This is a genomic window from Shewanella mesophila (assembly GCF_019457515.1).
In the GTDB taxonomy this organism is placed as follows: Bacteria; Pseudomonadota; Gammaproteobacteria; order Enterobacterales; family Shewanellaceae; genus Shewanella; species Shewanella mesophila.
On sequence record NZ_CP080421.1, the window covers coordinates 2,590,698 to 2,617,320 of the forward strand.

24 protein-coding genes are annotated in these 26,623 nt (G+C 44.9%); 14 read left to right on the forward strand and 10 right to left on the reverse strand.

Annotated elements, in window-relative coordinates; genetic code table 11:
• Nucleotides 1-17: 17 nt before the first annotated feature.
• Nucleotides 18-326: an ATP-dependent Clp protease adapter ClpS gene (gene clpS, locus K0I73_RS11365; RefSeq protein ID WP_220061246.1), complete on the reverse strand. Its 309-nt coding sequence runs from the start codon at nucleotides 324-326 to the stop codon at nucleotides 18-20.
• Between the two features lie 244 nt (nucleotides 327-570).
• Here clpS and cspD point away from each other — a divergent pair, with 244 nt between their 5' ends.
• Nucleotides 571-777: a cold shock domain-containing protein CspD gene (gene cspD, locus K0I73_RS11370; protein ID WP_028764803.1), complete on the forward strand. Its 207-nt coding sequence runs from the start codon at nucleotides 571-573 to the stop codon at nucleotides 775-777.
• 114 nt (nucleotides 778-891) lie between these two features.
• On the opposite strand, the gene K0I73_RS11375 is transcribed toward cspD, so the two are convergent.
• Nucleotides 892-3,111, reverse strand: a complete 2,220-nt coding sequence (locus K0I73_RS11375; protein ID WP_220061247.1) for an NADP-dependent isocitrate dehydrogenase — start codon at nucleotides 3,109-3,111, stop codon at nucleotides 892-894.
• Nucleotides 3,112-3,413: 302 nt separating this feature from the next.
• Here K0I73_RS11375 and K0I73_RS11380 point away from each other — a divergent pair, with 302 nt between their 5' ends.
• The 6 genes from K0I73_RS11380 (at nucleotide 3,414) to K0I73_RS11405 (ending at nucleotide 9,186) form a co-directional block, all read left to right on the forward strand.
• Nucleotides 3,414-4,151, forward strand: coding sequence for an rRNA large subunit pseudouridine synthase E (locus K0I73_RS11380; protein ID WP_258405177.1), 738 nt, complete (start codon nucleotides 3,414-3,416; stop codon nucleotides 4,149-4,151).
• Nucleotides 4,152-4,189: 38 nt separating this feature from the next.
• Complete coding sequence (locus K0I73_RS11385) at nucleotides 4,190-4,639, forward strand: NUDIX hydrolase (protein ID WP_220061248.1); 450 nt, start codon at nucleotides 4,190-4,192, stop codon at nucleotides 4,637-4,639.
• A gap of 177 nt (nucleotides 4,640-4,816) precedes the next feature.
• Nucleotides 4,817-5,932, forward strand: a complete 1,116-nt coding sequence (gene mnmA / locus K0I73_RS11390; RefSeq protein ID WP_220061249.1) for a tRNA 2-thiouridine(34) synthase MnmA — start codon at nucleotides 4,817-4,819, stop codon at nucleotides 5,930-5,932.
• Nucleotides 5,933-5,935: 3 nt separating this feature from the next.
• Nucleotides 5,936-6,553, forward strand: a complete 618-nt coding sequence (hflD, locus tag K0I73_RS11395) for a high frequency lysogenization protein HflD (protein WP_220061250.1) — start codon at nucleotides 5,936-5,938, stop codon at nucleotides 6,551-6,553.
• Between the two features lie 32 nt (nucleotides 6,554-6,585).
• A complete protein-coding gene (gene purB / locus K0I73_RS11400) occupies nucleotides 6,586-7,956 on the forward strand; it encodes an adenylosuccinate lyase (RefSeq protein ID WP_220061251.1) in 1,371 nt (456 codons plus the stop codon).
• A gap of 102 nt (nucleotides 7,957-8,058) precedes the next feature.
• The gene (locus tag K0I73_RS11405; RefSeq protein ID WP_220061252.1) at nucleotides 8,059-9,186 is read left to right on the forward strand and encodes a ribosomal protein uL16 3-hydroxylase; all 1,128 of its coding nucleotides are present in this window, start codon (nucleotides 8,059-8,061) and stop codon (nucleotides 9,184-9,186) included.
• A 139-nt stretch (nucleotides 9,187-9,325) separates the two neighbouring features.
• Here the strand turns inward: K0I73_RS11405 and K0I73_RS11410 are convergent, their stop codons facing one another.
• Entirely contained in the window at nucleotides 9,326-9,775 is a 450-nt protein-coding gene (locus K0I73_RS11410; protein ID WP_220061253.1) for a DUF4826 family protein, read from the reverse strand.
• Between the two features lie 283 nt (nucleotides 9,776-10,058).
• Here K0I73_RS11410 and K0I73_RS11415 point away from each other — a divergent pair, with 283 nt between their 5' ends.
• Nucleotides 10,059-11,090: a Glu/Leu/Phe/Val dehydrogenase dimerization domain-containing protein gene (locus K0I73_RS11415; protein WP_220061254.1), complete on the forward strand. Its 1,032-nt coding sequence runs from the start codon at nucleotides 10,059-10,061 to the stop codon at nucleotides 11,088-11,090.
• 286 nt (nucleotides 11,091-11,376) lie between these two features.
• On the forward strand, nucleotides 11,377-11,721 hold the full coding sequence (locus K0I73_RS11420) for a hypothetical protein (protein WP_220061255.1): 345 nt from the start codon (nucleotides 11,377-11,379) through the stop codon (nucleotides 11,719-11,721).
• A 37-nt stretch (nucleotides 11,722-11,758) separates the two neighbouring features.
• Here K0I73_RS11420 and K0I73_RS11425 read toward each other — a convergent pair whose 3' ends face one another.
• The 4 genes from K0I73_RS11425 to ppsA form a co-directional block, all read right to left on the reverse strand.
• On the reverse strand, nucleotides 11,759-12,175 hold the full coding sequence (locus K0I73_RS11425; RefSeq protein WP_220061256.1) for a MarR family winged helix-turn-helix transcriptional regulator: 417 nt from the start codon (nucleotides 12,173-12,175) through the stop codon (nucleotides 11,759-11,761).
• 145 nt (nucleotides 12,176-12,320) lie between these two features.
• Nucleotides 12,321-12,770: a DUF1285 domain-containing protein gene (locus K0I73_RS11430; RefSeq protein ID WP_220061257.1), complete on the reverse strand. Its 450-nt coding sequence runs from the start codon at nucleotides 12,768-12,770 to the stop codon at nucleotides 12,321-12,323.
• Between the two features lie 2 nt (nucleotides 12,771-12,772).
• Complete coding sequence (gene ydiJ, locus K0I73_RS11435) at nucleotides 12,773-15,808, reverse strand: D-2-hydroxyglutarate dehydrogenase YdiJ (protein WP_220061258.1); 3,036 nt, start codon at nucleotides 15,806-15,808, stop codon at nucleotides 12,773-12,775.
• A 104-nt stretch (nucleotides 15,809-15,912) separates the two neighbouring features.
• Nucleotides 15,913-18,282 (reverse strand): phosphoenolpyruvate synthase, encoded by a 2,370-nt coding sequence (ppsA, locus tag K0I73_RS11440; protein WP_220061259.1) that lies wholly within the window; start codon nucleotides 18,280-18,282, stop codon nucleotides 15,913-15,915.
• A 126-nt stretch (nucleotides 18,283-18,408) separates the two neighbouring features.
• Between ppsA and ppsR the strand changes: the two genes are divergently transcribed.
• The 4 genes from ppsR (at nucleotide 18,409) to K0I73_RS11460 (ending at nucleotide 21,926) form a co-directional block, all read left to right on the forward strand.
• A complete protein-coding gene (gene ppsR / locus K0I73_RS11445; protein WP_220061260.1) occupies nucleotides 18,409-19,221 on the forward strand; it encodes a posphoenolpyruvate synthetase regulatory kinase/phosphorylase PpsR in 813 nt (270 codons plus the stop codon).
• A 198-nt stretch (nucleotides 19,222-19,419) separates the two neighbouring features.
• On the forward strand, nucleotides 19,420-20,481 hold the full coding sequence (locus K0I73_RS11450) for a 3-deoxy-7-phosphoheptulonate synthase (RefSeq protein WP_220061261.1): 1,062 nt from the start codon (nucleotides 19,420-19,422) through the stop codon (nucleotides 20,479-20,481).
• 102 nt (nucleotides 20,482-20,583) lie between these two features.
• Nucleotides 20,584-21,009 (forward strand): acyl-CoA thioesterase, encoded by a 426-nt coding sequence (locus K0I73_RS11455; protein WP_220061262.1) that lies wholly within the window; start codon nucleotides 20,584-20,586, stop codon nucleotides 21,007-21,009.
• Between the two features lie 257 nt (nucleotides 21,010-21,266).
• The gene (locus K0I73_RS11460) at nucleotides 21,267-21,926 is read left to right on the forward strand and encodes a response regulator transcription factor (protein ID WP_220061263.1); all 660 of its coding nucleotides are present in this window, start codon (nucleotides 21,267-21,269) and stop codon (nucleotides 21,924-21,926) included.
• Between the two features lie 79 nt (nucleotides 21,927-22,005).
• Here K0I73_RS11460 and fghA read toward each other — a convergent pair whose 3' ends face one another.
• Together fghA and K0I73_RS11470 are read right to left on the reverse strand one after the other, a co-directional pair.
• Complete coding sequence (gene fghA, locus K0I73_RS11465) at nucleotides 22,006-22,845, reverse strand: S-formylglutathione hydrolase (RefSeq protein ID WP_220061264.1); 840 nt, start codon at nucleotides 22,843-22,845, stop codon at nucleotides 22,006-22,008.
• 64 nt (nucleotides 22,846-22,909) lie between these two features.
• A complete protein-coding gene (locus tag K0I73_RS11470; protein WP_220061265.1) occupies nucleotides 22,910-24,040 on the reverse strand; it encodes an S-(hydroxymethyl)glutathione dehydrogenase/class III alcohol dehydrogenase in 1,131 nt (376 codons plus the stop codon).
• 172 nt (nucleotides 24,041-24,212) lie between these two features.
• On the opposite strand from K0I73_RS11470, the gene K0I73_RS11475 reads away from it, so the two are divergent.
• Nucleotides 24,213-25,082 (forward strand): LysR family transcriptional regulator, encoded by an 870-nt coding sequence (locus K0I73_RS11475; RefSeq protein WP_220061266.1) that lies wholly within the window; start codon nucleotides 24,213-24,215, stop codon nucleotides 25,080-25,082.
• A gap of 83 nt (nucleotides 25,083-25,165) precedes the next feature.
• Here the strand turns inward: K0I73_RS11475 and K0I73_RS11480 are convergent, their stop codons facing one another.
• The gene (locus K0I73_RS11480) at nucleotides 25,166-25,912 is read right to left on the reverse strand and encodes a substrate-binding periplasmic protein (RefSeq protein WP_258405178.1); all 747 of its coding nucleotides are present in this window, start codon (nucleotides 25,910-25,912) and stop codon (nucleotides 25,166-25,168) included.
• Nucleotides 25,913-26,623: the final 711 nt, after the last annotated feature.

Here is a 26,623-nt window from a genome sequence, read left to right on the forward strand (position 1 = left end):
ATCACAACAAGTCGAGATTAGGCTTTCTCTAATGAACACAGTAACGGATGTTGGTTTTGTCTTGCAAACTGATTTACTTGAGCAACCTTAGTTTCTGCAATGCCAAAAGGAAAAATACCGCATATTCCCTTCCCCTGATGATGAATCGCTAACATGATATCTGTCGCTTCTTGCTCATTTTTTTTGAAAAACAGTTGCAATACCTCAATGACAAAATCCATTGGGGTGTAGTCATCATTATTTAATATCACTTTATACATTGAAGGCGGAGCGATTTCGGATTCTACGCGCTCTTCAATATGTTCAATATTTCCTGCTTTAGCCATCTTTAAATATTAGCCTCTAGTTTTGGCTTCTACCAAATGTTGATCTTCACTACAGTTAAACATACCAGTCATCGGACCAATAAAACACTTGATCGTAATATTCGCCTCAAATGTTGCCTTTTTGTTAAATTACCCTTGACATCCGCTTTTACTGGTTTCATTCTGTTCGTTGAGCGGTGAATTTTCCCCGCATCATTAGTTTTACTATCTTACTGGTCAGTAAACAACAGAAGGAAGTGGAAGTATGGCAAACGGAACTGTTAAATGGTTCAACAACGCCAAAGGATTCGGGTTTATCTGCCCTGAAGCTGGTGGTGAAGACGTTTTCGCACACTATTCTACCATCGAAATGGAAGGCTATCGAACTCTAAAAGCAGGCCAACCAGTCCAATTCGAGGTCGAACAAGGGCCAAAAGGAATGCACGCATCGGCAATATCACCCACTAAATAGTGAGTGATAAAATAAAAAAGGCAGGGAATCCTGCCTTTTTTTATGTCTGAAATAAATAGCCTGTAAAAAAGGGAAACCGACTGGCTTCCCTTTGATTAATCTCGGTTAACCCGATTAATTCAGTAAGGCATTTAGGGTTGCACTTGGACGCATAGCGGCTTCAGCTTTAGCCGCATCTAAACGATAATAGCCACCAAGATCGACTGCAGGTCCCTGAGCACCATTTAACTCTGCAACAATTTTATCTTCGTTATCGCTAAATGCTTTAGCCAAAGGAGCAAAATACCCTTGCAACTCTGAGTCACTTTCTTGAGCCGCTAACGCTTGTGCCCAGTACATTGCCAAGTAAAAATGACTACCGCGGTTATCTAACTCACCGACACGACGTGAAGGTGAGCGGTTTTCATCTAAGAATTGACCGATAGCGATATCTAACGCATCTGCTAATACTTGAGCCTTAGGATTATTGTAGTTAAGACTTAGGTGCTCTAATGAAGCCGCTAACGCCAAAAACTCACCTAAAGAATCCCAACGTAAGTGGCCCTCTTTCTCAACCTGCTGAACATGCTTAGGCGCACTGCCACCCGCGCCAGTTTCAAACAGTCCACCACCGCTCATTAGCGGAACGATAGATAGCATCTTAGCACTGGTGCCTAGCTCTAAAATTGGGAACAGATCGGTAAGATAATCACGCAACACGTTGCCTGTCACAGAGATAGTGTCGAGTCCCTCTTTGGTACGCTTCAATGTGAAACGCGTCGCTTCAACTGGCGACATGATATGCAACTCAAGGCCATCGGTGTCATGCTCTAACAAATACTGATTCACTTTGGTGATCAACTGTGCATCATGAGCACGCTCAGCGTCTAACCAAAAAACCGCTGGTGTAGAAGAGAGACGTGAACGATTTACAGCCAACTTCACCCAATCACGGATAGGCGCATCTTTAACCTGACACATTCTCCAAACATCGCCCGCTTCAACAGCATGAGATAGTAAGGCATTACCGTTGGCGTCGATCACGTTTACAACACCGTCAGCGACAATTTCGAAGGTCTTATCATGGCTACCGTACTCTTCGGCTTTCTGCGCCATCAAACCAACATTGGGAACACTCCCCATGGTGGTTGGATCAAAGGCGCCATTCTCTTTACAAAATTGAATGGTCTCTTGATATACGCCCGCATAACAACGATCAGGGATAAGAGCTTTGGTATCTTTAAGCTTACCATCTGGGCCCCACATTTGACCCGATGATCGAATGGCTGCTGGCATAGAGGCATCGATGATAACATCGCTAGGTACATGTAAATTGGTAATACCGCGATCTGAATCCACCATTGCAAGCGCAGGACGGCTAGCATAAATAGCAGCGATATCCGCTTCAATTTCCGCTTTCTTGTCCGCAGGTAGGGTTGCAATCTTGGCGTATACGTCACCAAAACCGTTGTTCACATCAACACCTAACTCATCAAACAATTGGCCATATTTAACAAACAGCTCTTTGTAGAAAACCTTAACTGCGTGACCGAAAAGGATCGGATCAGAGACCTTCATCATCGTCGCTTTAAGGTGAAGAGATAGCAACACATCCTCATTTTTTGCCGCTTCGATTTCGCGCTCAAAATAAGACACTAGCGCCTTTTTACTCATAGTCGACGCATCAATCACTTCGCCTGCCAGCAATGCCAGACCCGACTTTAACACAGTTTTTGAACCGTCTTTAGCTTCAAATACAATATCAACAGTGGTTGCATCGGCAAGCGTGACCGACTTTTCTGTGCCATAAAAATCACCCGCTTCCATGTGAGCAACGTGAGATTTTGACTCACTACTCCACGCACCCATTGAGTGAGGGTTTTTCTTGGCGTAGTTCTTAACCGATGTTGGCGCGCGGCGGTCTGAATTACCTTCACGTAGAACTGGGTTTACCGCACTACCTTTGATCTTGTCATAACGTGATTTTGCGTCAACTTCAGCATCAGTTTTAGGCTCATCAGGATAATTAGGTAGCGCATAACCTTTATCCTGCAGCTCTTTTATACACGCCTTTAACTGCGGAATAGATGCGCTGATATTTGGCAATTTAATAATGTTGGCTTCAGGCTTTGTCGCCAATTCGCCTAATTCAGCTAACGCATCGGCTATCTGTTGCTCTGGAGCCAAATAGTCTGCAAAATTAGCAATGATACGGCCCGATAGTGAGATATCGCGAGTTTCAACACCGACACCCGCTGCTGCGGTAAAATTCTTAATAATAGGGAGTAGAGATAGGGTCGCGAGCGCCGGGGCTTCATCAGTCTCGGTATAAATAATCGTTGGATTGTCGTTCATTTTATGTCCTACGTTTTTGTAAAATAAAGCGTTAATGAATCAAGTTACTATTATAATTTTTATCGTTATCGGGCGAATTAATCGCGCCTTTATGGAGACATTATCAGAGGTATACAAAGCAGTCCGTTGGCAAGTTAACTACATAGCTTTCTTGATAACTTAAAGCTGAATCAATGCTATACATCCTAGATCTAACATCCCAAAAACCATTCACGATTTGCTATCGATCACATTTTAATGGCCGACATCATAAATCATTCACAGCAATATTCAAATTCCACTAATGGCCAATGCACAGTACAATGTCACGAATCGAATACACTATGCCAGAAGTTTACCTTGTGAGTTCATCAAAACCTGCAAAACCAAAATCTTATTCTCAAACACCTGCATTTAAAGGGCGAACATCGACTGTGGCTAACAAACGTGTCGGCGTTGTAAACCAAGGTGCTAAGCCAAGCTATCGTCCAAAAACGCGGTCGAATAAACCACGCGCTGCCAATCCAGTTATTGTGTTATTTAATAAGCCGTTTGATGTGTTATGCCAGTTCACCGATGAGCAAGGTCGAAAGACACTAAAAGACTTTGTTCCGATAAAAGATGTTTATGCGGCAGGTAGATTAGATAGAGACAGCGAAGGCTTGCTACTACTGACAAATGATGGCCATCTGCAGGCGCAAATCACCCAACCTAAGAAGAAGACCTATAAAACCTATTGGGTTCAAGTCGAAGGTGAACCTAGCACAGACTCACTGCAGGCATTGAGGCAAGGCGTTGAACTTAAAGATGGTTTAACCTTGCCAGCAAAAGTTAGCGTGATTGAGTCACCTAATGTCTGGCCACGTAATCCTCCCATAAGAGAGCGACAAAATATTCCAACGACCTGGCTATCTATTGAGATTTGTGAAGGCCGTAACCGACAAGTTCGTCGCATGACAGCACATATTGGCTATCCGACACTCAGATTAATTCGTTATAAAATAGGTCAATGGAGCCTAGACGATATCGCCAATGGCGAATATCGAATCGTTGAACCATAAATAATCGCAAGTGATTACTGAACAATTAAAGGGGTTAAATGCAACGTTATAAACCCAACGTCACCGTTGCCTGTGTGATTAAATGCCAAGATAAATACCTTATGGTAGAAGAGTTGATCGAAGGCGAGCTGAGATACAACCAGCCAGCGGGACATCTTGAGGCCAATGAGTCATTGCTCGATGCCTGTATCCGAGAGGTATATGAGGAAACGGGCGTTAACGTCAATCCCACCTCCCTTATCGGCATTTATCAATTTGCTGCCACGAACGAGCTTACATTTCTGCGCTTTAGTTATTTCGCTGAGCTCGCCACACAGCTAACTCCCTTACCTCAAGATCCTGCCATAAACCGCGCCTTATGGCTGAGCCTAACCGAAATCAAAGCATTAAAATTACAACTAAGAAGCCCATTAGTACTTCAATGCATCGAAGATCAACTATCGGGAAAACAATTTTCGACTGACGTGGTTAATAGTCAGTTTCTCTAGTTAGCTACCACGCATAATGCATGATAGAATATGCCCCCGCATATACGGCGTTAACGACCTAGTTTAGTGCTCCTTAATATGAGTTGAGCAGAATTGGCAGGTTAACTTCGGCTAACACTCAAGATTGACTAAGGTTAGCCACCCCGTAGCAACATTATTTTAACGGTTTTAGGATCTATGGCATTAATCGAACCCAATCCAAACGGAAAAAAAGTCATCGTCGGCATGTCTGGCGGTGTTGATTCATCTGTTTCAGCATACTTGCTGATAAAACAGGGCTATCAAGTAGAAGGCCTGTTTATGAAAAACTGGGAAGAGGACGATACCGATGAGTATTGCGCCGCTGCTGATGATTTGAAAGATGCTCAGGCCGTTTGCGACAAATTAGGCATCCCCCTTCATACCGTTAACTTCGCCGCCGAATATTGGGACAATGTATTTGAGTACTTCCTTGCCGAATACAAAGCGGGACGTACCCCGAATCCCGATATCATGTGCAACAAAGAGATCAAATTCAAAGCGTTTTTAGAATTCGCCGATGAGATCTTAGATGCCGATTATATTGCCATGGGGCACTATGTTCGCCGCAGCGATGCCTCGGGTCAAAGCCAGATGCTACGTGGCGTCGATGGCAATAAAGATCAAAGCTATTTCTTATACACATTAAGCCATGAGCAAGTGGCCCGCTCATTGTTCCCTGTAGGTGAACTTGAAAAAAGCGAAGTACGTGAAATCGCCAAAGAGATGGGGCTTATCACCCATGATAAGAAAGACAGCACAGGGATCTGTTTTATTGGTGAGCGTAAGTTCACCGACTTCCTGCAAACCTTCCTGCCAGCACAGCCAGGTAATATAGAGACAGCGGAAGGCGAAGTGATTGGCCAGCACCAAGGCTTGATGTACCACACCTTAGGCCAACGTAAAGGTCTTGGTATTGGTGGCATGAAAAACAGTAACGATGATCCTTGGTATGTGGTTGATAAAGATCTCGACCGTAATGTGTTAGTCGTTGGACAAGGTGGGAATCACCCTCGCTTAATGTCGGTTGGCTTCTATGCTGATCAGCTTCATTGGGTAGATAGAAAGGGCCCTCTAGATGGCGCAAACATTACCGTAAAAACCCGTTATCGCCAGCGCGATGTCGCCTGTACCCTCACCTATGAAGGCGAAGATCGTATCAAGGTCATTTTCGATGAACCGGTCGCGGCAGTCACCCCTGGACAATCGGCCGTCTTTTACGATGGTGAAGTCTGTCTCGGTGGCGGGATCATCGATTCGTTAATAAGAGAGTAATACGTGAGCGAGCCTATTTTCGATAGAACTATGGCATTTGCCGGCATCTTACAAGCTATCGGCCAAGTGCAGCGTGTCGCCAGACATGGACAAGCAGACAGCGATGGTTTAGCCGCAAGCCTCAACAGTATTTTGGTGACTAACCCTGACAACACCAGCGACGTATACGCAGATAAAATCGCATTAAAACAAGGTTATCAACTAATCCTGAATCAACTCAGTGATGACAAGCAAAAAGATGTCGAGATCACCCGTTACCTGATTGGGATCTTAGCCCTCGAGCGCAAACTATCGCGTTCATCGAGCGCGCTCGGCATGTTAGCCGAACGGATTAACCAAGTGCATCGTCAGTTGCATCATTTCTCGATTACGGACGATCAAGTGGTTGGCAATTTTGCTGGGATCTACAGCGATATTATTAGTAACTTAGGGCCCAAAATTCAGATCTCGGGTAATCCAGAGTTTTTAAAGCAGCCTCTTGTGCAACAAAGAATACGTGCCCTACTGCTCGCCGCCATGCGCAGCGCAGTGTTATGGCGCCAATTAGGAGGCAAGCGCAGGCACCTTGTCTTCTCAAGAAAAGCAATAGTAGATATCGCTAATAAAAGCCTCACCCTATAAATAATAAGCTAAGTTCATTCAAGGAGCTTCTAATGGAACTTTCCGCACTAACTGCTATCTCTCCGGTAGACGGTCGTTATGGTAGTAAAACCGCCTCATTAAGAGGGATTTTCAGCGAGTACGGCCTGACCAAATACCGTGTTCAAGTCGAAATAAACTGGCTAAAGCTGCTCTCTAGCTGTCCAGAAATTGAAGAAGTTCCACCTTTTAGCGAAACTGCGTTAGCACTTCTCGATCAAATCAAAGACAACTTCAGTGAAGAAGACGCCCTGCGCGTTAAAGCCATTGAAGCCACCACCAACCATGACGTAAAAGCGGTTGAGTACTTTATCAAAGAGAAAATTGCCGACAATGCTGAATTAGTCGCGATCGACGAGTTTGTTCACTTTGCCTGTACCTCTGAAGATATTAACAATCTTTCTCACGGTTTAATGCTTACCGACGCTCGCGAGCAAGTACTTGTGCCTTACTGTCAGCAAATCGTAGACAGTATCAAGAAACTAGCAACAGAATACCGCTCAGTGCCTTTAATGTCGCGTACCCACGGCCAACCAGCTTCGCCTTCAACATTGGGTAAAGAGATGGCTAACGTTGCAGTACGTCTTGAGCGTCAAGTAAAGCAGATCCAAGCTGTTGAGATCATGGGTAAGATTAATGGCGCCGTAGGTAACTATAACGCTCACCTATCTGCTTACCCAGAAGTTGATTGGCACACGCTGTCAGAGCGCTTCGTCACCAGCCTTGGCCTTACTTGGAATCCTTATACGACTCAAATAGAGCCACACGATTACATCGCAGAGCTATTCGATGCAGTAGCGCGCTTTAATACCGTGCTAATCGATTTTGACCGTGATATCTGGGGTTATATCGCCCTTGGTCACTTCAAGCAAAAAACCATTGCAGGTGAGATTGGTTCATCGACCATGCCACATAAAGTTAACCCAATCGACTTTGAAAACTCAGAGGGTAACTTAGGTATTGCTAATGCGATTATGCAACACTTAGCGGCAAAACTACCTGTATCAAGATGGCAACGAGATCTAACTGACTCGACAGTTTTGCGTAACTTAGGCGTTGGTATGGCCCATGCGCTAATTGCATATCAAGCAACCTTAAAAGGGATCAGTAAGCTTGAAGTCAATGAAGCACACCTACGCGATGAACTAAACCAAAACTGGGAAGTACTAGCAGAGCCAGTACAAACAGTAATGCGTCGCTACGGTATCGAAAAGCCATATGAAAAGCTAAAAGAGCTCACCCGCGGTAAGCGTATCGACGGAGAGCAGCTAGCTCAGTTTATCGACAACCTCGATCTACCCGCAGAGGTTAAAGTTGAGCTGAAGAAGATGACTCCGGCTAACTATATTGGTCGTGCGGAAGCATTTGTCGACGAACTAAAGTAATCTTATTACATTAGTCTAATAAAGGCGGTGGGCTGATGCTTACCGCCTTTATTGTTTTCTATCTATTATTTTAGATCTCCTAACTTAGGATCACATCACGCCATGTATACTCTCAACTTCGACCAACAAGCATTTTTAGAGACCTATTGGCAAAAGCAGCCATTAGTGATCAAGGCAGCCTTTAGAGACTTTGTCGATCCCATCGCCGCCGATGAACTTGCAGGACTGGCCTGTGAAGAGGAAATTGCATCGCGGATAATCTTAACCAAGCAAAACAATTGGGAGATCATCCAAGGTCCCATCGAAGATTATGCCCCATTTGGTGAAGATAACTGGCAACTGTTAGTTCAAGCTGTTAACCATTGGTATCCAGATTCTCAGCCACTCGTCGATGCATTTCGTTTTATTCCAGACTGGCGCTTTGATGATTTAATGGTGTCATTCGCGACTCCTGGTGGTGGCGTCGGGCCTCATATTGATAACTATGATGTCTTCTTACTCCAAGGTGAAGGTAAACGTCGTTGGAAAGTCGGCCCAATCGGTGACTACTCTCCACGAGGAGGTGACACTCACACGGCGCTGATAGATGATTTCGAACCAATAATTGATGTGGTTCTCGAAGCGGGTGATATGCTCTATATTCCGCCAGGGTTTCCTCATCGTGGCGAGACCATCGAAACCGCATTAAGTTATTCGATTGGTTTTCGAGCGCCAAGTCAGCAAGAGTTGATCAGTGGCATTGCGGATCATCTCATCGACACCAATAGCGGCGTCAAACGCTTTACCTCTAGCCAAGAACCGACAGAACCTGGATTGCTTCCCCTTACCCAGCAAAACGGTATGGTGGAGCTACTAAGAGAGCTATTAACAAAGCCTGAATATTATCAACCCGTGCTTGGGCAGTTACTCAGTCAAAACCGATTTGAACTCGATTTATGTGAGCCAGATGGTGAACACAGTTCAGAGGAGTTACTTGAGGCCTTAGAAGATGGTGCCGAGATCCAGCGCATTGGCGGTCTCAAGGTTATCCGTGTTGAAGGTGACGCTCAACAGAGGCTATTTATTAACGGTGAAATATACGGCTTAGATGAGGTTAAGGACGATACTCTCACAACCTTAGCCAATCAGATTTGTTTCGATAGCGATACCGCTTTAACTTTGTGTAAGCAACCTGGCGTCACCCAGTATTTTTTATGGCTGCTTGATCAAGGTTACGCATACCTAGCCTGATACGGCACTAACCAATAGTCGACAAAAAAGCCGCTAACATGATTGTTAAAGCGGCTTTTTTATCACTTGTGTTTTTAAATCACTTTTATTCAGTGATTGAACACTTACCTAATCTTCATACTTAACGCTTAACGATGATTTATGACTCTTTCCATAACTTATCGTCATTATGAATTTGGTATAGGCTCTCTGCTCGAGAAACTAAAAGCTTGGCAAATTTAGCTTGAGTCGCATCTGCAGTTGCACCTGATTTTATTAGATTTTCGGCTTTTAATTGCCACATCATCGAAAAGTGACGGATCGCATCTCGCGCCGTTTTAGCCACACCCACATCGACATAATCAGAAGGTAAATCACCAGACATCACCCAAAAGGTTTGCGCTTTAGGCTGTTTTGACTCCATTTTCCACACGGCTAGAAACGGCGCGAGGTAGCGACTCTCATCGGCAATAACCTTACTTGGGATCACACCCTTTTCAGCCAGAAAGCGATTAGCCTTCTGAAAATGCTCTTTAATCCACTGTTGAGTGAGTGCTTCTTGTTGTTCTGGACTCAAAGGTTGAGTTTGGTCGACTGCTTGTTCCGTCATACTACTTCCTATTTCTTATAATTATTTTGTGAGCTCTTGGTTTAGCTTAAATATCTATCGAAAGAAAATTTCTAACTATAGAAGTTAGCGGACAAAAACAACCTACAACTTTACGTTAACGTAAAGTGGAAAGCAAAATTGCCACAGAGATCACAATTAATACCAATCTTTACTTTGTTGAGAGTATCGCTAAATGCTATCGTTCTGCAATAAATATAACAAGCCGTCGAACTAGCTAATTTCGCAGCTCGGCGTTTTAATTCCCAAGCGGAGAACTCGTAAAGTGGCAGTATTCAATCACATCTCATTTGACGACCACGAACAGGTCGTATTTTGTCATGACAAAGAAAGTGGCTTGCGCGCAATTATTGCAATCCACAATACAAATCTCGGCCCTGCTGTCGGCGGCTGTAGAATGTGGAACTATGAATCAGATGACGAAGCGCTGACGGACGTACTGCGTCTTTCGCGCGGTATGACTTATAAGAATGCCCTTGCAGGTTTATCTATGGGCGGCGGAAAATCAGTCATTATTGCCGATCCTAAAATTGAAGACCGCGAAGCACTCTTTAGAGCTTTTGGCCGTTGTATCCACACATTAGGCGGCAAATATTATTCAGCTGAAGATGTAGGCGTGTCGACTGCCGATATCATGATCGCACATCAAGAAACGCCTTATATGGCGGGTCTTGAAGGTCAGAGTGGCGACCCATCGCCTTACACTGCCCTAGGCACCTATCTAGGCATTAAAGCAGCTGTTAAGCATCAACGTGGAATAGATAGCCTTAAAGGGCTTAAAATTTCAGTACAAGGTGTTGGACATGTGGGTTACTACCTATGTCGTCATCTACATGAAGAAGGCGCTGAATTGATCGTTACTGATATTCATCAATCATCGCTAGATAGAGTGGCGACTGAATTTGGTGCAACCGTTGTGGCACCACAAGATATCTACCATCAAGATGTTGATGTGTATGCTCCATGTGCATTAGGTGCGACAATCAACGACACTACGATTCCATTATTGAAAGCGACCATAGTCGCAGGTTGTGCCAACAACCAGCTTGCTGAAGCACGTCATGGTGAAAAACTAAAAGAGCTCGGCATTCTCTATGCACCAGACTATGTGATTAATGCTGGCGGTATCATCAATGTATCTTTCGAAAAAGATTACGACTCACAAAAATCGACAGCGAAAGTTGAAGAAATTTATAATACGCTGCTGAAGGTATTTGAATTATCTGATGCACAAAATCGCACCACTGCCGATGTTGCAGACGAGCTTGCTCGCGCCATCATCAATGGCGGAAAATAACGTTTCATAGTTAACGCCAAGCGATGAAAAGCCACTGCATTAATGCAGTGGCTTTTTACTTACTATCCCCTTAAAAACAAAACTCCTATTGTCTGAACCAGTTACAACCATTCATCGTTTTACAGTCTAAATACTCGCTTTTAGCAAGCAAAAAAAGATAAAAATAAATTTCCGTTTAACGCCAACAAGATAAATTTTTTACACAGATTATTCATAAAAGCGTACTGGAAAATGTCATATTCCTCTGCTTGAATTAGAAGCTCATTATCGGAGTAGGGATACCAAAATGATAAGTTTTAAGTACGATTTCAATCAGGACTTAGTTGAACTACAAGCAAGTAACTGGTGTGGTTTAGAGCAAGTTTTTGTTAACGGTAAGCGAGTCTCTAGAAAACTCAATTTTGGCCCTAAGAGTGAACATCAGATCAAGCTACACGATGGAAACCCCTGTAAGTTCCAGTTATTTATCGATCCTAACAGTGACCAGATGATTTGCCGAATTTACAAAAAAAACCGACTCATCACGAGTATAAAACAGGGAAAAGAAAACTTAATGCACAGTCGTCAGTTGCTGCAAACGGTGATCATTTTCACCGCTGTATCAAGTTTGGGAATGCTATTAATGGTATAACCAACATCCTTCTCAATCAGATCTGAGCAACACTAACCTAGGTAAGACGATTTATTTTGTTCAACAATTGAATAAAAGTTATCGATTCTTCATCCGTTAAGTTGGCTAAAAATCGTTCATTAATCCATTCCGCTTCTCGAGTGAGATCTTGCTCTAACGCTTTAGCGGTATCGGTGAGAAATATTTGAAAGGCGCGGCGATTATCCGCTTCTTGATGACGAGTGATAAGACCTTGTACTTGCAACTGGTCAAGGAGCCTGGTCATAGTGTAATTTGCCACATCGCAACGCTTGGACAATTCGGTCTGAGTAATGCCCTCCTCTTGCCATAAAGCAAACAGTACAGGCCATAACTTTATGTCAAGTTCATAGCGCTTAAGACGCTCATCAAACGCCTTTTGTAACTCGATATTGAGGTGAGATACCAAGTATCCCAAACTTTCATAATGTTTCAATTAGCACCTCCCAAAAACAGTGGCCTTGCTATTAATACTACCACTTGGTCTTAAAGAAACTAGGTATGAACTCAACTAAATTAGTAACGAAAAACCATTCGCTTTATCAAATAATGACTTATACCTGATAAACATTGGCTCTGATTTACGAAATATCATCGTCATCAAGTAAAAACTGTTCGATAAAACGATAATAACAAGCTCTTCCTAGTTTGGCAGACAAGCCTCTTGCTAGTAATACGAAGATATCTTGTTCATGGATCTCAAAACACTGGTAATTATCGACACAATATTGAGTACCGATAGAAGTGCTCACCTTGAACGCCCCATCTTGCTCAAGCTCATAATCGACAATCAACAAGGGATAGGCCTCAACCTCAACCCTCACTTTCTCCACTGGAGTGATAAGGTAATAGTGGCCATCGATGCCATGCAGAATCGTTGTAAACAGACGACAAAATTTATCGGGCAAAGCCTCTTGCTGGTAGAACCAACGTCCTTGCTGGTCGATATCAAACAACGCCTTGTCATCGCACAAACTTACACCGTCAGTGAGTTTGTGCAAGCGATGACAAGCGGCTTCTTTATCACTCATTATTAAAGCAGCGCCAACAAAGCTTGTATCGGATGTTTCGGCTTAAAACCACCAAAGCGTTTTACCTGACTACGACATGAATATCCCGATACCAAAATTTGTTCTTGAGGTATTTGCTTTATCGCTTTGTCCCATGACATCTCAAATAATGCCTTAGTACGCTGCTGATTCTCACCTTCGTGACCATAAGTCCCCGCCATACCGCAGCAACCTAAATTCACGGTATTAAGCGTCACACCAAACTTATTAAAAATGGCCTGCCACTCATTTGCGGTATTAGGCTTGGCAGTAGACTCTGTACAATGGCTAAACCAGGTGAACTCTTTGTCGCTTACCTTAATGTCAGGAGTTTGCTCTAAAATACTCAGTAGCCATTCATTAGCAAGCAGCACGGTAAAGTCGCCACGCTCATCGCCTAGCACCTCTTTATACTCATCTCGATAACAGAGCACCATAGCCGGATCGACACCAATCATCGGCATTCCAAGGGCGAAAACCTGATTTAAGAAGTCGGCGCTCGATTGTGCCGTTTTGGCAAACTTATCGAGGAAGCCCTTAATATGGATTGGCTTGCCGTTGGGTTTAAAAGGCAGCAGCACGGGTTTAAATCCAAGCTTTTCGATAAGTTGAATTAGGTGATATACCGTATCTGCCTCATAGAAGCTATTAAAGGGATCTTGAACCACTAACACATGCTGGCTACGCTCTTCCTCTGGGATCCTTTTTAGCGCATCAAGATCGTAACCTCGGCAACTATGGTTCTCTAACCTTTGTTTCAACGTCGGCACTGATAACGCAGGCGCATCGACATAGCCTAAGGATTTCTTAATCACCCATTGGCTAACAGGGTTCTGTGATACCGCATTAGTGACTCTTGGCATCATGGCCATCAGCGGCAGCGAGTCTTCAATTCCAGCAACGAGATAGTCCTTTGCAGGACGAAGATAGCGTTGATAATAGATATTAAAGAACTGCGCTCTAAACTTGGGCACATCGACTTTTACTGGGCACTGAGATGAACACGCCTTACAGGCAAGGCAGCCTTTTAATGATTCCATCACCTCGTGAGAGTAATCGTACTCTCTGTCCATCTTCAGGGTATTTTGGGTACGCTGCAGCCAACCTAGCGGCTTGGCCTTGGCTAACGCTTCGACGTCAACCCCTTCAGCTTCTAACAAGCGTAGCCATTCACGCATGAGACCAGCACGCCCTTTAGGTGATTGCACTCTATCGCCTGTGACTTTAAATGACGGACACATGGGCGAATAGACGCTGTAGTTAAAACATAAACCATTGCCATTACAGTTCATGACATCAGGGAAGGCCTCTCGGGTATTCACTGGAATTTGTCTATCAAAGGCGCCACGTTTAGCACTATCGACATTATATTGCAGTGGTCCACTGTTTTTCGGCGCCACCAGCTTGCCAGGATTGAGCTTGTTGAGCGGGTCGAACAGCCCCTTAACCTCTTCAAGCAGACCAAATAGAGTTTCGCCAAACACAGAGGGACCATATTCTCCCCTCACCCCTTTACCGTGTTCGCCCCACATTAGTCCGCCATATTTAAGCGTTAGCGCGGCCACTTCATCTGATACGGTTTTCAATAAACGTTCGTCATTAGGATCGCACATATCGAGCGCTGGGCGCACATGCAGTACGCCCGCATCTACATGGCCAAACATGCCATATTGGAGTTCGTGGCTATCGAGTAGCGCCCTGAACTCCATAATATAATCGGCTAACTTCTCTGGTGGTACAGCGGTATCTTCGGCAAAGGCGATAGGTTTACGGCTGCCTTTAGTTGCACCTAACAAACCAACGGCTTTCTTGCGCATAGCATAAATCGTATTGATAGAGGCTTTATCTGCGGTCACTTGATAACCGAGCAAACCGTCTTTTTGTGACGCTATCTGCGTATCGAGCATTTCACATAACAAGTTAACTTTATGCTCGACCTCATCGGTCTCCCCAGCAAACTCGACCATGTTTAAACCATCGATAGACTTACCAGGGATCTCTTCTATTAGCGACGACACCGAATGCCAAATAATATCCTGCTTGGCAAGATTAAGTACCTTAGAATCGACCGTTTCAACAACAGTTGCCTTAGCCTTCACCAAATCTGGCGCATGACGCAACGCCGATTGAAATGAGTCATATTTGATATTGACCATCATGCGAGTGGTCGGCAGCGGCGTGATATCCAACTTTGCTTCGGTGATCACCGCAAGCGTACCTTCAGAGCCGGTCAAGATGCGTGATAAATTGAACTCATTTAATGATGCATTCCAAACATTTTTTAAATCATAACCAGTTAAAAAACGATTAAGCTTGGGAAAACGGGCATCCACTTCATCGCGATGCTCGCGGGTCATCTTAGCGATATCACGCTGCAGCACTTGGCCTAAATCAGGGGATTCCTCTTGCTCAAGAGCCTGCAGTTGAGCGCAAGTCAATGAGCCTGTTTCCAACACGCTGCCATCATATAGCACGCTTGAAAGCTCCAATACGTGATCGGATGTTTTACCGTACACGAGCGAGCCCGCACCAGAAGCATCAGTGTTAATCATGCCCCCTAAGGTCGCGCGATTTGACGTGGAGAGATCAGGACTAAAGAAATAGCCATGTGGGCGCAGCGCATCATTAAGCGCATCTTTTATCACCCCAGCCTCGACTCTTACCCATCCCTCCTCGGCATTAACCTCTAACACTCGGTTCATATAACGAGAAAGATCCATTATCAAGCCATGGGTTAACGACTGACCATTGGTGCCAGTACCACCCCCACGAGCACTAAATACCACCTTTTCAAACTCAGCGCTTGCCGCAAGCTTTAGTGCTATGCGTATATCGGTTTGATTTCTTGGATAGAGTACCGCTTGAGGCAAAAATTGATAAACAGAATTATCCGTAGCTTGAGCGAGTCGTGCACTGTATCGCTTATCGATATCACCGGTAAAACCGCTTTCGGCTAACGCATCGAGAAAAGCTAAGTACACGGGCTCAAGCGTTTGTTTATGGGATAACTTCGGTAGCATGATGGTTTCTGTCTTTATCGTTATTAAAATATTGCAGCCATTATAAACAAAAAAAAGCCGCTAAAAAGCGGCTTTTTTTAATAGAAATCACAAGTTGTGAATATTTATGCGTGATTGTTACCTAAATATAACCAAGTGTCGATCACAGTATCTGGGTTTAGCGATACTGTATCGATTCCCTGCTCAACCAACCAAGCGGCAAAATCAGCGTGATCTGATGGTCCTTGACCACAGATACCAACGTAAGCACCTTTCGCTTTAGCCGATTTAATAGCCATAGCGAGTAATGCTTTAACCGCAGGATCACGCTCATCAAATAGATGGCTGATAATACCTGAATCACGGTCAAGACCTAGCGTTAGCTGAGTTAAATCGTTCGAACCGATTGAGAAGCCATCGAAATACTCAAGGAACTGATCGGCAAGTAGCGCATTTGAAGGAAGCTCACACATCATGATGACGCGAAGACCATCTTTACCGCGCTCAAGACCTTGCTCTTTAAGTAGCTCAATGACCTGCGCCCCTTCTTCAAGGGTACGTACGAATGGGATCATGATCTCAACGTTAGTTAGTCCCATCTCACCACGGACACGCTTAATGGCTTCACACTCAAGGGCGAAACAATCACGGAACGACTCAGAGATATAACGGCTTGCACCGCGGAAGCCCAACATTGGGTTCTCTTCTTCTGGCTCGTAACGGTCACCACCGACTAAGTTTGCGTACTCGTTAGACTTAAAGTCTGACATACGTACGATCACTTTCTTTGGATGGAAAGCCGATGCGATAGTCGAAATACCTTCCACAAGACGCGCCACATAGAACTCAACAGGTGATTCATAACCTGCGATCATCTCATGGATCTCTTGTTGTAGCTCAGCGGTTTGGTCGTTGAACTCAAGCAAAGCTTTCGGGTGAATACCGATCATGCGGTTGATGATGAACTCAAGACGCGCAAGGCCTACACCTTCATTAGGCAGACGAGCAAAGTCGAACGCTCTATCAGGATTACCCACGTTCATCATGATCTTCATTGGCAGATCCGGCATAGAATCGACACGTGATGACATCACTTCGAAATCTAGGATACCGTCAAAGATAAAGCCAGTGTCACCTTCGGCACAAGATACCGTCACTTGCTGACCATGCTTAATCTTGTCGGTAATATCGCCACAACCAACAACCGCAGGAACACCAAGCTCACGAGCGATAATCGCCGCGTGACAAGTACGGCCGCCACGGTTAGTCACGATAGCACTTGCGCGCTTCATGATAGGTTCCCAATCTGGATCTGTCATGTCGGTAACAAGTACATCACCTTCTTGGATCTGGTCCATATCTTCGATAGAAGCCAGTACCTTAGCAGTACCATTACCTATCTTATGACCAATCGCACGACCTTCACCAATGACGTCGCCCTTAGTCTTAAGACTATAGCGTTCGATCAGTTGTACATCTTCACGTGAGCGTACGGTTTCAGGACGAGCCTGAACAATATAAAGCTTGCCATCGTTACCATCTTTAGCCCACTCGATGTCCATAGGACGACCATAGTGCTTTTCGATGACCATAGCTTGCTTAGCAAGCTCCATCACTTCTTCGTCATTAATTGAGAACTGACGACGTTTATCTGCAGCAACATCTTCAATCTTAACTTGTTTACCGTGATTTAGATCATCAGAGTAAACCATCTGGATAAGCTTGCTACCGATGTTACGACGAACAACAGCCTTGTGACCGGCGGTTAAACTTGGCTTATGTACATAGAACTCATCAGGGTTAACCGCGCCTTGTACCACCATTTCACCAAGGCCAAATGATGAAGTAATGAATACCACGTCGTTGTTGCCCGACTCAGTATCCATAGTGAACATCACACCCGATGCTGCGGTATCAGAGCGAACCATACGCTGTACACCGGCAGAAAGTGCTACGCCTTTATGATCGTAACCTTGGTGCACACGGTATGAGATAGCTCGGTCGTTAAATAACGATGCAAATACATGCTTAATCGCTACTAACACAGAATCAAATCCTTTAACGTTTAGGAAAGTTTCTTGTTGGCCCGCAAAGGAAGCATCTGGCATATCTTCGGCAGTAGCAGAAGAACGCACCGCGAAAGACGCATCTTGAGTTTCAGAGGAAAGCTTGTCATACGATTCACGTACAACCTGCTCAAATTCGGTATGGAATGGGGTATCGATAACCCACTGTCTGATCTGTGCACCGGCGGCAGCGAGTGCATTCACGTCATCTACATCTAGAGAATCTAGAGTGTCGTATATCTTCTGGTTAAGTCCACTTTGTTCAAGAAATTCATTGAACGCAAAAGAGGTGGTCGCAAATCCACCAGGCACTTGAACACCTGCATTAGCTAGATTGCTGATCATCTCCCCAAGAGAAGCGTTTTTACCGCCGACCTTGTTGACGTCACCCATGCCTAATTCTTGATACCAGAGTACATATTGCTGCACAGTTCTATCTCCGCAAGTTTATTTCAGTGTGGCCCCTTCACAGGAGGGCAGCGGCATTTTACACTCCACAGCAAGCAGCGTAAATGTATAATTTTATTTGTAATTTTATTACTACAAGAGGTCGGAATGTTACGTAAAGTCTTTTATATCTCAGATGGGACGGCGATCACAGCCGAAGTGTTTGGTCATGCAGTACTGTCTCAGTTTCCTGTTGAATTTGATGCACTTACTATTCCATTCGTAGAAACAACTCAGAAAGCGCAAGCAGTAAAGAAGCAAATAAATGATTGTTTTATTACAACAGGCGAAAGACCACTTGTGTTCCATTCTATCGTCAAATCAGAAATTCGAGACATCATATATAGCAGCGAATGTATCGATTATGACTTTTTGAACACTTTCGTTGCGCCATTAGAGGAGCAATTAGGGATAAAAGCGAGCCCTGTGGTCCACCGAACCCACGGTAAAACCAATCACAGTTATGAGGCACGTATTGATGCGATCAATTACGCCATGGAAAACGATGACGGCCAAACACTCAAGCATATAGATAAAGCCGATATCGTTTTATTAGGTGTTTCTCGCTGCGGCAAGACTCCCAGTAGCCTCTACTTATCAATGCAGTTTGGTATAAAGGCAGCGAACTACCCTTTCATTGAAGATGATATGGATAATCTCAAGCTGCCAGAGATGCTTAAAAAGAATAAGCATAAGCTATTTGGTCTAACCATCGATCCGGTGCGTTTACATGAGATCCGTCAGAGCCGAATGGAAAATAGCCGCTACTCTTCGCTCAGACAATGCCGCATCGAAGTCAAAGAGGTTGAGATGATGTACAAACGTGAACGTATCCCCTTCGTTAACACCACAAATCACTCTGTTGAAGAGATAGCCACAAAGATATTAGAGAAAACAGGTCTCGAGCGTCATATGTTTTAAGCTGGGCCAATATTGCCGATATAGCGGCACATTTAGTCGCTCATATCACGACAATTTTAAGATCTTTTCAGCCATCGAACTGCACAGTCTGCGATAATTCGCGAAATTTTCACGATTTAGGCGCTGTGCAGCTAGCAACTATTCGTTATAATCCGAGGCAATAAGGCGAAATGCCAAGACAAACGCTCGGTATATTGAATGACCATTAAAACAGACGAATTACGCACAACACTATTATGCAAGGCCATTTCACCTGCTAAACTCGCATCTGAATACCCGCTTACTCAAGACGCTGCCGATTACTTGGTACAACAACGACGTGAAGTTGAAGCCATTCTTACTGGCGAAGATCAACGTCTGTTGGTGATCATAGGTCCCTGCTCTATTCATGACACTGAGGCCGCTATCGACTATGCAAAACGCCTAACGGTATTACATCAAGAGCTAAAAGACGATCTCTGCATCTTAATGCGAGTCTATTTTGAGAAGCCGCGCACCACTGTAGGTTGGAAAGGCTTAATCTCTGATCCCGATCTTGATGGCAGCTTTAATGCCAACAAAGGCCTACGCCTCGCACGCCATCTATTGCAGCAGATCACCGAACTCAAGTTGCCTATCGCGACCGAATTCCTCGATATGGTTAATGGTCAATATATCGCCGACCTTATTACCTGGGGCGCCGTAGGTGCTCGCACCACAGAAAGCCAAATTCACCGCGAGATGGCCTCGGCACTGTCATGCCCTGTCGGCTTCAAAAATGGTACCGACGGTAACATCAACATCGCTATCGATGCGGTGCGCGCAGCAAAAGAGCCACACATCTTCTATTCACCCGATAAAGACGGCGCAATGGCGGTTTACCGCACCAGCGGTAATCCCTATGGTCATATTATTCTGCGTGGCGGAAAACAACCTAACTATCATGCCGATGACGTTTATGCGGCTGCAGAGCAATTAACCAAGGTCGGTTTGTCTCACCGCATGGTGGTTGATTTTAGTCACGGTAATAGCCAAAAGCAGCACCAAAACCAGTTGGTCGTCGCCAAAGATATTATTCAGCAGCTAGAACAAGGCTCGACAGCGGTTGCAGGCATTATGGCTGAAAGCTTTCTCGAAGAGGGCAATCAAAAGGTCGTTGCAGGTGAGCCACTCACTTATGGCAAGAGTATCACAGATGCCTGTTTACACTGGGAAGACTCAGAGCAACTGCTGCGTGATTTAGCCAAAGCTTCACGAGCACGTATCAATAAATTAGCCTGATCTGCGCTAGTTTAACCCACAAACTTTAGACAATTTTTACTTAATAAAGGCTTCAGCAATGGAGCCTTTATGTTTTTTAATGCATAACCTTAAGGTTGCCGTATGCCGCTAACTAACATTCAATCCCCCTATTCTGACGCGATTCTAGCGCGAATAGATCAATCTGAAGCTCGCGTAATTAAAGCGATATTCCCGTCAATCACCAACCACCACAACACCCTGTTTGGTGGTGAAGCATTAGCTTGGATGGATGAAACAGCCTTTATCGCCGCCACACGCTTCTGCCGTAAGCCTTTAGTGACCGTCAGTTCTGACAGAATTGATTTCAACAAAGCCATTCCAGCGGGAACCCTTGCTGAAATCATTGCCAAAGTGATCCACGTAGGCAATACATCACTCAAAGTCGAAGTTAATATTTTTGTTGAAGACATGTACCAAGATAAGCGTGAGCACGCTATTCGAGGTGTATTCACCTTTGTTGCTGTCGATGATGATCGCAAACCCACAAAAGTCTGGACACAAGAGTAAGCATCTATTTCTAAGTAATATTTTACTCTTAGGCCAATCTGAAAGGCTTGCAAACTACCTATAAGATAAGAGGTAAGGACACCTCTTTCATCCCGTTAAATTCGTCATCCTACAAGCAAGCGCCTTAGACTAAAGTCTAACCCGAACGATAATTAATCAGAAAAGCAACGGCTGGGGCATAAAATTCATAGAATAATACGCCAGTTATCTGTTACATTGAGTCTATCTTCAAGTGCAACAAAGATAATCAAAAAGCAATGAAGCTAGAAAATTTGAATATCATCATAGCTGATGATCACCCCCTATTTAGAAATGCCCTACGTCAGGCACTCAGTGGCTCTTTTGCCAATACCAATTGGTTTGAAGCAGATAGCGCTGATGCATTACAAGCATTACTAGAAAAAACTGAAACCAGTTACGACATGGTATTGCTTGATTTGCAAATGCCTGGCTCACATGGTTATTCAACCCTTATTCATTTGCGTACTCATTTTCCTGAACTGCCAGTCGTGGTGATCTCTGCCCATGAAGATGCAATGACCATTAGCCGAGCGGTACATTATGGCAGTGCCGGATTTATTCCTAAATCTGCGTCGATGGAAACCTTAGCTGATGCCCTTACTGCGGTGCTTTATGGGGATATGTGGCTGCCAGCTAACATAGAACTACAAGAGATAGATGAAGATGCCACCGATCAGATGGCGAGTAAACTTGCCGATCTTACCCCGCAGCAATACAAGGTGTTACAGATGTTTGCCGAAGGGCTGCTTAATAAGCAGATCGCCTACGACTTAGGGGTGTCTGAGGCAACGATTAAAGCCCATGCGACGGCAATTTTTAGAAAGCTTGGGGTACGCAATCGTACTCAAGCGGTTATCGCGCTTCAGCAGCTGGAAATGGACAAAGTTGAAATTTAATCGACTTGATCTCGATGTTTATCAAGAATAATAAATACAAAAGCCGAATTCACATTCGGCTTTTTAATGCGCTTTTTATCTACTTCAAATGCTTGGCATGAAAACGCAGATGATCTTCGATAAAACTGGCGATAAAATAATAGCTATGATCGTACCCCTCCTGCATTCGCAGAATTAGCGGATAATCATTCACCGCAGCGGCCTCGACTAACGCATGAGGCTTAAGCTGCTCTTCAACAAAGTTATCACTTGTGCCTTGATCCACCATCACAGGTAGATCGCAGCTTGCGACTTTCATCAACTCACAGGCATCGTATTGCATCCAATCATCACGGTTTTTACCTAAGTAGTTTGCAAATGCCTGTTGTCCCCACGGACAGTTTATCGGATTGACTATCGGGCTAAATGCCGATATCGACTGATAACGCTCACAATTACGCAAACCTATGGTTAACGCGCCGTGACCCCCCATAGAATGCCCAGCAATTGCACGGCTATCATTCACAGGAAAATGTTGCTCAATGAGGTCTGGTAACTCACTAACCACATAGTCATACATCTGATAATGCTCACGCCATGGCTCTTGGGTGGCATTCACATAGAAGCCTGCGCCTAACCCTAAGTCATAGCTGGCATCGGGATCGTCTGCAACCTCCTCACCTCTAGGGCTGGTATCTGGGGCAACAATTGCGATACCTAACTCAGCGGCGATGCGCATAGCCCCCGCTTTTTGCATAAAGTTTTCATCGGTGCAGGTAAGGCCTGACAACCAATAAAGTACAGGAACTTTTTGCTCGCTGGCCTGAGGCGGCAGATAAATGGCAAAGCGCATCTGACAATTAAGCACACGCGATTGATGTTGATATTGCTTATGCCACCCGTCAAAACTCTTGTTACTGCTTATGTTTTCTATCGTCATTATCTGTCCTTTACCTTACGCGACCGACATCTCGTCGGTCGCGCTCAGGATTAACGCTTATCTGTTATTTATCAAAGTGCACAACCGAGCGAATACTCTTGCCTTCATGCATCAGTTCAAAAGCGCTGTTAATCTCTTCAAGTGGCATAGTATGAGTAATGAAGTCGCTCAACTTAAAATCACCACGCAGGTATTTCTCAACAATTTCTGGTAACTCTGAACGCCCTTTGACGCCGCCAAACGCGCTACCGCGCCATACACGACCTGTCACTAACTGGAACGGGCGCGTCGAGATCTCTTGTCCTGCACCGGCAACGCCAATGATCACAGATTCGCCCCAGCCTTTATGACAACACTCGAGCGCCGAGCGCATCACATCGACATTACCAATACACTCAAATGAGTAATCAACGCCGCCATCGGTGAGCTCAACTATCACCTCTTGAATAGGCTTGTCATAATCTTTCGGATTGATGCAATCTGTCGCGCCAAGTTGACGTGCCAGCGCAAACTTACTGTCATTAATATCAACGGCAATAATGCGTGTAGCACCTGCCATGGTCGCCCCAATAATGGCTGACAGCCCAATGCCACCAATGCCAAATATCGCCACGCTCGCACCTGGCTCCACCTTAGCGGTATTCAGTACCGCGCCCATGCCGGTTGTTACGCCACAACCTAGCAAACACACCTCTTCAAGCGGGGCTTCAGGGTTCACTTTTGCTAATGAGATCTCTGGTAAAACCGTGTATTCAGAGAACGTAGAGCAACCCATGTAATGGAAAATAGGCTCACCATCTTTGTAGAAACGAGTGGTGCCATCGGGCATTAACCCCTTACCTTGGGTTTCACGGATCTTCTGACAAAGGTTAGTCTTACCCGACTTGCAGAACTTACACTCACCACATTCTGGAGTGTAAAGCGGAATGACGTGATCGCCTACTTTCACGCTAGTCACACCTTCACCAACCATCTCGACGATTCCGCCACCCTCATGGCCTAAAATGGCAGGGAAAACGCCCTCAGGATCATCACCAGATAGGGTAAATGCATCGGTATGACAAACACCTGTTGCCACTATCTTCACTAACACTTCACCGGCACGAGGCAGCATCACATCCACCTCTTCTATAGATAACGGTTGACCTGCGCCCCACGCAACGGCCGCTTTCGACTTGATAAATTTATCTGACATGCTTCTAACTCCCTCGATGATTTAGATGAGCCACCTACAATTTAGTCGCTTTCAGGGCAACGGGGGTGGCAATTGGCTCAATTTTTCTGGCCTAACGATAGCAACATTGTATTTATTTCTATATGAATGATAATCTAGCTAATCTGCAAATGATTTTTACGAGATAGTAATAATGCAAAGTTGGGAAGGGATTTGCGAATTTGTTGCCGTGGCAGAAACAGACAGCTTTACCGCTGCGGCTAGGCGTCTGGGGATCTCCACCGCCCAAGTAAGCCGCCAAGTCGGCGCGTTGGAGCGTAGACTCGACACCAAATTGCTGTACCGTACAACCCGTAAAGTATCCCTAACCGAGGAAGGCACACTTTACTACCGCCATTGCCGCCAAGTACTCGACGGCTTAGATGAAGCCGAACGAGCCCTCAGCAGCTTAAAAGGCACGCCTCAAGGGTTACTCAAAATCACCGCGCCTGTAGCTTATGGGGAAAAGTACATACTGCCTATCGTCAACGACTTCATGCTCAACTACCCCAGTGTTGAAATCAATGTGGAGCTGACAAACCGGCAGGTTAATTTGATTGATGCGGGTATCGACCTTGCAATTAGAATTGGAAAACTGGCTGATTCAACCCTAATGGCAAAACGCATTAGTCAGCGAATAAACTTTATTTGCGCCTCTCCCGCCTACCTTAAACGTTTTGGCGAACCTCATACCCTGTCAGAGCTGAGTCAGCACAACTGTTTAATGGGCAATTATGACTACTGGCGATTCATTGACCAAGGGCGTGAACGACAGATAAAAGTCGTGGGTACACTGCAATGCAATACAGGCCACGGCCTGCGAGACGCGGCGCTGAAAGGCTTAGGCTTAGCACAGTTACCCAACTACTACATCAGCCACGATCTTGAAACGGGCGCCCTTGTTCCTGTGCTGAATTCATACCAGGAACCCAACGAAGGCGTATGGGCGCTTTACCCTCATAATCGTCATTTATCGCCCAAAGTACGATTAATGGTGGATTTTCTTGCGGCACAATTACCCTAATAGTGACGCTCATATAAGAGTGCCGCACGTAAAGGTATCTGATTTAGGCCAGAGGGGTGTTTACAACGGTAAAATAAGGATGGTTATTCAAGTAAAAGTTGGCGTTCTATCACCCTCCTCTCTGCCGCCTTTATGATAGTAGCCAGTTCAGATGCGTCTTCAAGGCGCTTAAATTCAGCATCAATTACAGGCAGTAATCTAGCATGTTTAGGATGTAAATAGTGGTAAAGCACACGGTGTCCCAAATGAGTTGGCATCGCCATAATATTCTCGAAATGATAGCGTTTCATCATGATCTGGCCATCGAGGTGATTGGTAAGCGCTACATCAGCGTGATGATTGCGCAATAGCTCGAACATCATCTTAGTACTGTCAACGTCTCGAACCCGTGGCAGTCCAGCAGTAATATTATTGGTATGCTTGACGCCTCTAACCCTTACCACCCTATATGGCTGCAAATCTTTGGGCTCGCGGATAACAATGCCACTATCAGCGCGAACAAAAGCCATGGTTTCAAGATAATAGTAAGGTGTAGGCACACGTAACATCGTTGGATTATCGTCACCATAGCGCCATATTCGCAGCACTTCACCATCCAGTTGCCCCGACACCGCAGCATGTTGAGCCCGATTACCAGGCAAAGGCAGTACTTCAACATTTAGCCCTAGACCTTGGTAAATCTGTGGTATCACTTCTCGCGCCACTTCTTGTTCAAGTAAATACTCAATAGACGCAAATCGATAGCTCGGCTGCAACGGCCCATCTGCCGCAGAGGCGGTGCTAAGTAACAGAGCGAGCAATAAATAACAGTGACATATAATGATTTTCAAACCTTCTCCTTAATTCATGGCAATAGGTTAAGTCTAGATAAAGGAGTACCTGCTAGCAAAAAGCTTGTGGGTAGATGAGCAACCAGCTACATAAACAAAGTTTAGCCAATAACAACCATGGTGATATGACTTATCTGTCTTTTCGTACGGATACGCGCCGCGAGCAGGATAGGACTCGGATCAAATTTAACTTTGGATTGGTATTAATAGGGCTTGGAATGAAGGGATGGCATTTTCTGGATTAGCTTATGTAGCGTTTGGCTGCATCTAATTTGTTAAGTGTGCCTGAAGGTCATACCTTTATCGCCACCTAACGCCTGCCCGGCGAGGGATGTGCAGATACGCCTGTGAGACGCCGTGAATAAGTCCCTTTAGGCTCTGCCGAAACATCCCTGTTTCGGAAGCTCACCGGCGTATCTACACTCGGTATCTCAACGTCTCTTCGATTTGGCGGATGTCAGAAGGGAATAAAAAACTGACTTGATTTTGCCCCAAAGTGGGTTGGCCTTGGAATGAAGGTTTGGCATTTTTTTGCTTTGTCTGGGTAGTGGTTGGCGAAGTCTTTTTTGGAAAGTGTGTTTGAAGGTCTAACCTTCACCATTTGAAATTGCCTGCCGCAGGCCTTATGTGCAAGCACTCTTTTGGATTAGCCTTAGTAGCGTTTGGCTGTATCTTATTTGTTAAGGGTATTTGAAGGTCGTACCTTCAATG

Coding starts and splice junctions, on each gene's coding strand:
- clpS (WP_220061246.1), bottom strand. CDS start 326: ATGGCTAAAGCAGGAAATATTGAACATATTGAAGAGCGCGTAGAATCC.
- cspD (WP_028764803.1), top strand. CDS start 571: ATGGCAAACGGAACTGTTAAATGGTTCAACAACGCCAAAGGATTCGGG.
- K0I73_RS11375 (WP_220061247.1), bottom strand. CDS start 3,111: ATGAACGACAATCCAACGATTATTTATACCGAGACTGATGAAGCCCCG.
- K0I73_RS11380 (WP_258405177.1), top strand. CDS start 3,414: ATGTCACGAATCGAATACACTATGCCAGAAGTTTACCTTGTGAGTTCA.
- K0I73_RS11385 (WP_220061248.1), top strand. CDS start 4,190: ATGCAACGTTATAAACCCAACGTCACCGTTGCCTGTGTGATTAAATGC.
- mnmA (WP_220061249.1), top strand. CDS start 4,817: ATGGCATTAATCGAACCCAATCCAAACGGAAAAAAAGTCATCGTCGGC.
- purB (WP_220061251.1), top strand. CDS start 6,586: ATGGAACTTTCCGCACTAACTGCTATCTCTCCGGTAGACGGTCGTTAT.
- K0I73_RS11405 (WP_220061252.1), top strand. CDS start 8,059: ATGTATACTCTCAACTTCGACCAACAAGCATTTTTAGAGACCTATTGG.
- K0I73_RS11410 (WP_220061253.1), bottom strand. CDS start 9,775: ATGACGGAACAAGCAGTCGACCAAACTCAACCTTTGAGTCCAGAACAA.
- K0I73_RS11420 (WP_220061255.1), top strand. CDS start 11,377: ATGATAAGTTTTAAGTACGATTTCAATCAGGACTTAGTTGAACTACAA.
- K0I73_RS11430 (WP_220061257.1), bottom strand. CDS start 12,770: ATGAGTGATAAAGAAGCCGCTTGTCATCGCTTGCACAAACTCACTGAC.
- ydiJ (WP_220061258.1), bottom strand. CDS start 15,808: ATGCTACCGAAGTTATCCCATAAACAAACGCTTGAGCCCGTGTACTTA.
- ppsR (WP_220061260.1), top strand. CDS start 18,409: ATGTTACGTAAAGTCTTTTATATCTCAGATGGGACGGCGATCACAGCC.
- K0I73_RS11450 (WP_220061261.1), top strand. CDS start 19,420: ATGACCATTAAAACAGACGAATTACGCACAACACTATTATGCAAGGCC.
- K0I73_RS11455 (WP_220061262.1), top strand. CDS start 20,584: ATGCCGCTAACTAACATTCAATCCCCCTATTCTGACGCGATTCTAGCG.
- K0I73_RS11460 (WP_220061263.1), top strand. CDS start 21,267: ATGAAGCTAGAAAATTTGAATATCATCATAGCTGATGATCACCCCCTA.
- fghA (WP_220061264.1), bottom strand. CDS start 22,845: ATGACGATAGAAAACATAAGCAGTAACAAGAGTTTTGACGGGTGGCAT.
- K0I73_RS11470 (WP_220061265.1), bottom strand. CDS start 24,040: ATGTCAGATAAATTTATCAAGTCGAAAGCGGCCGTTGCGTGGGGCGCA.
- K0I73_RS11475 (WP_220061266.1), top strand. CDS start 24,213: ATGCAAAGTTGGGAAGGGATTTGCGAATTTGTTGCCGTGGCAGAAACA.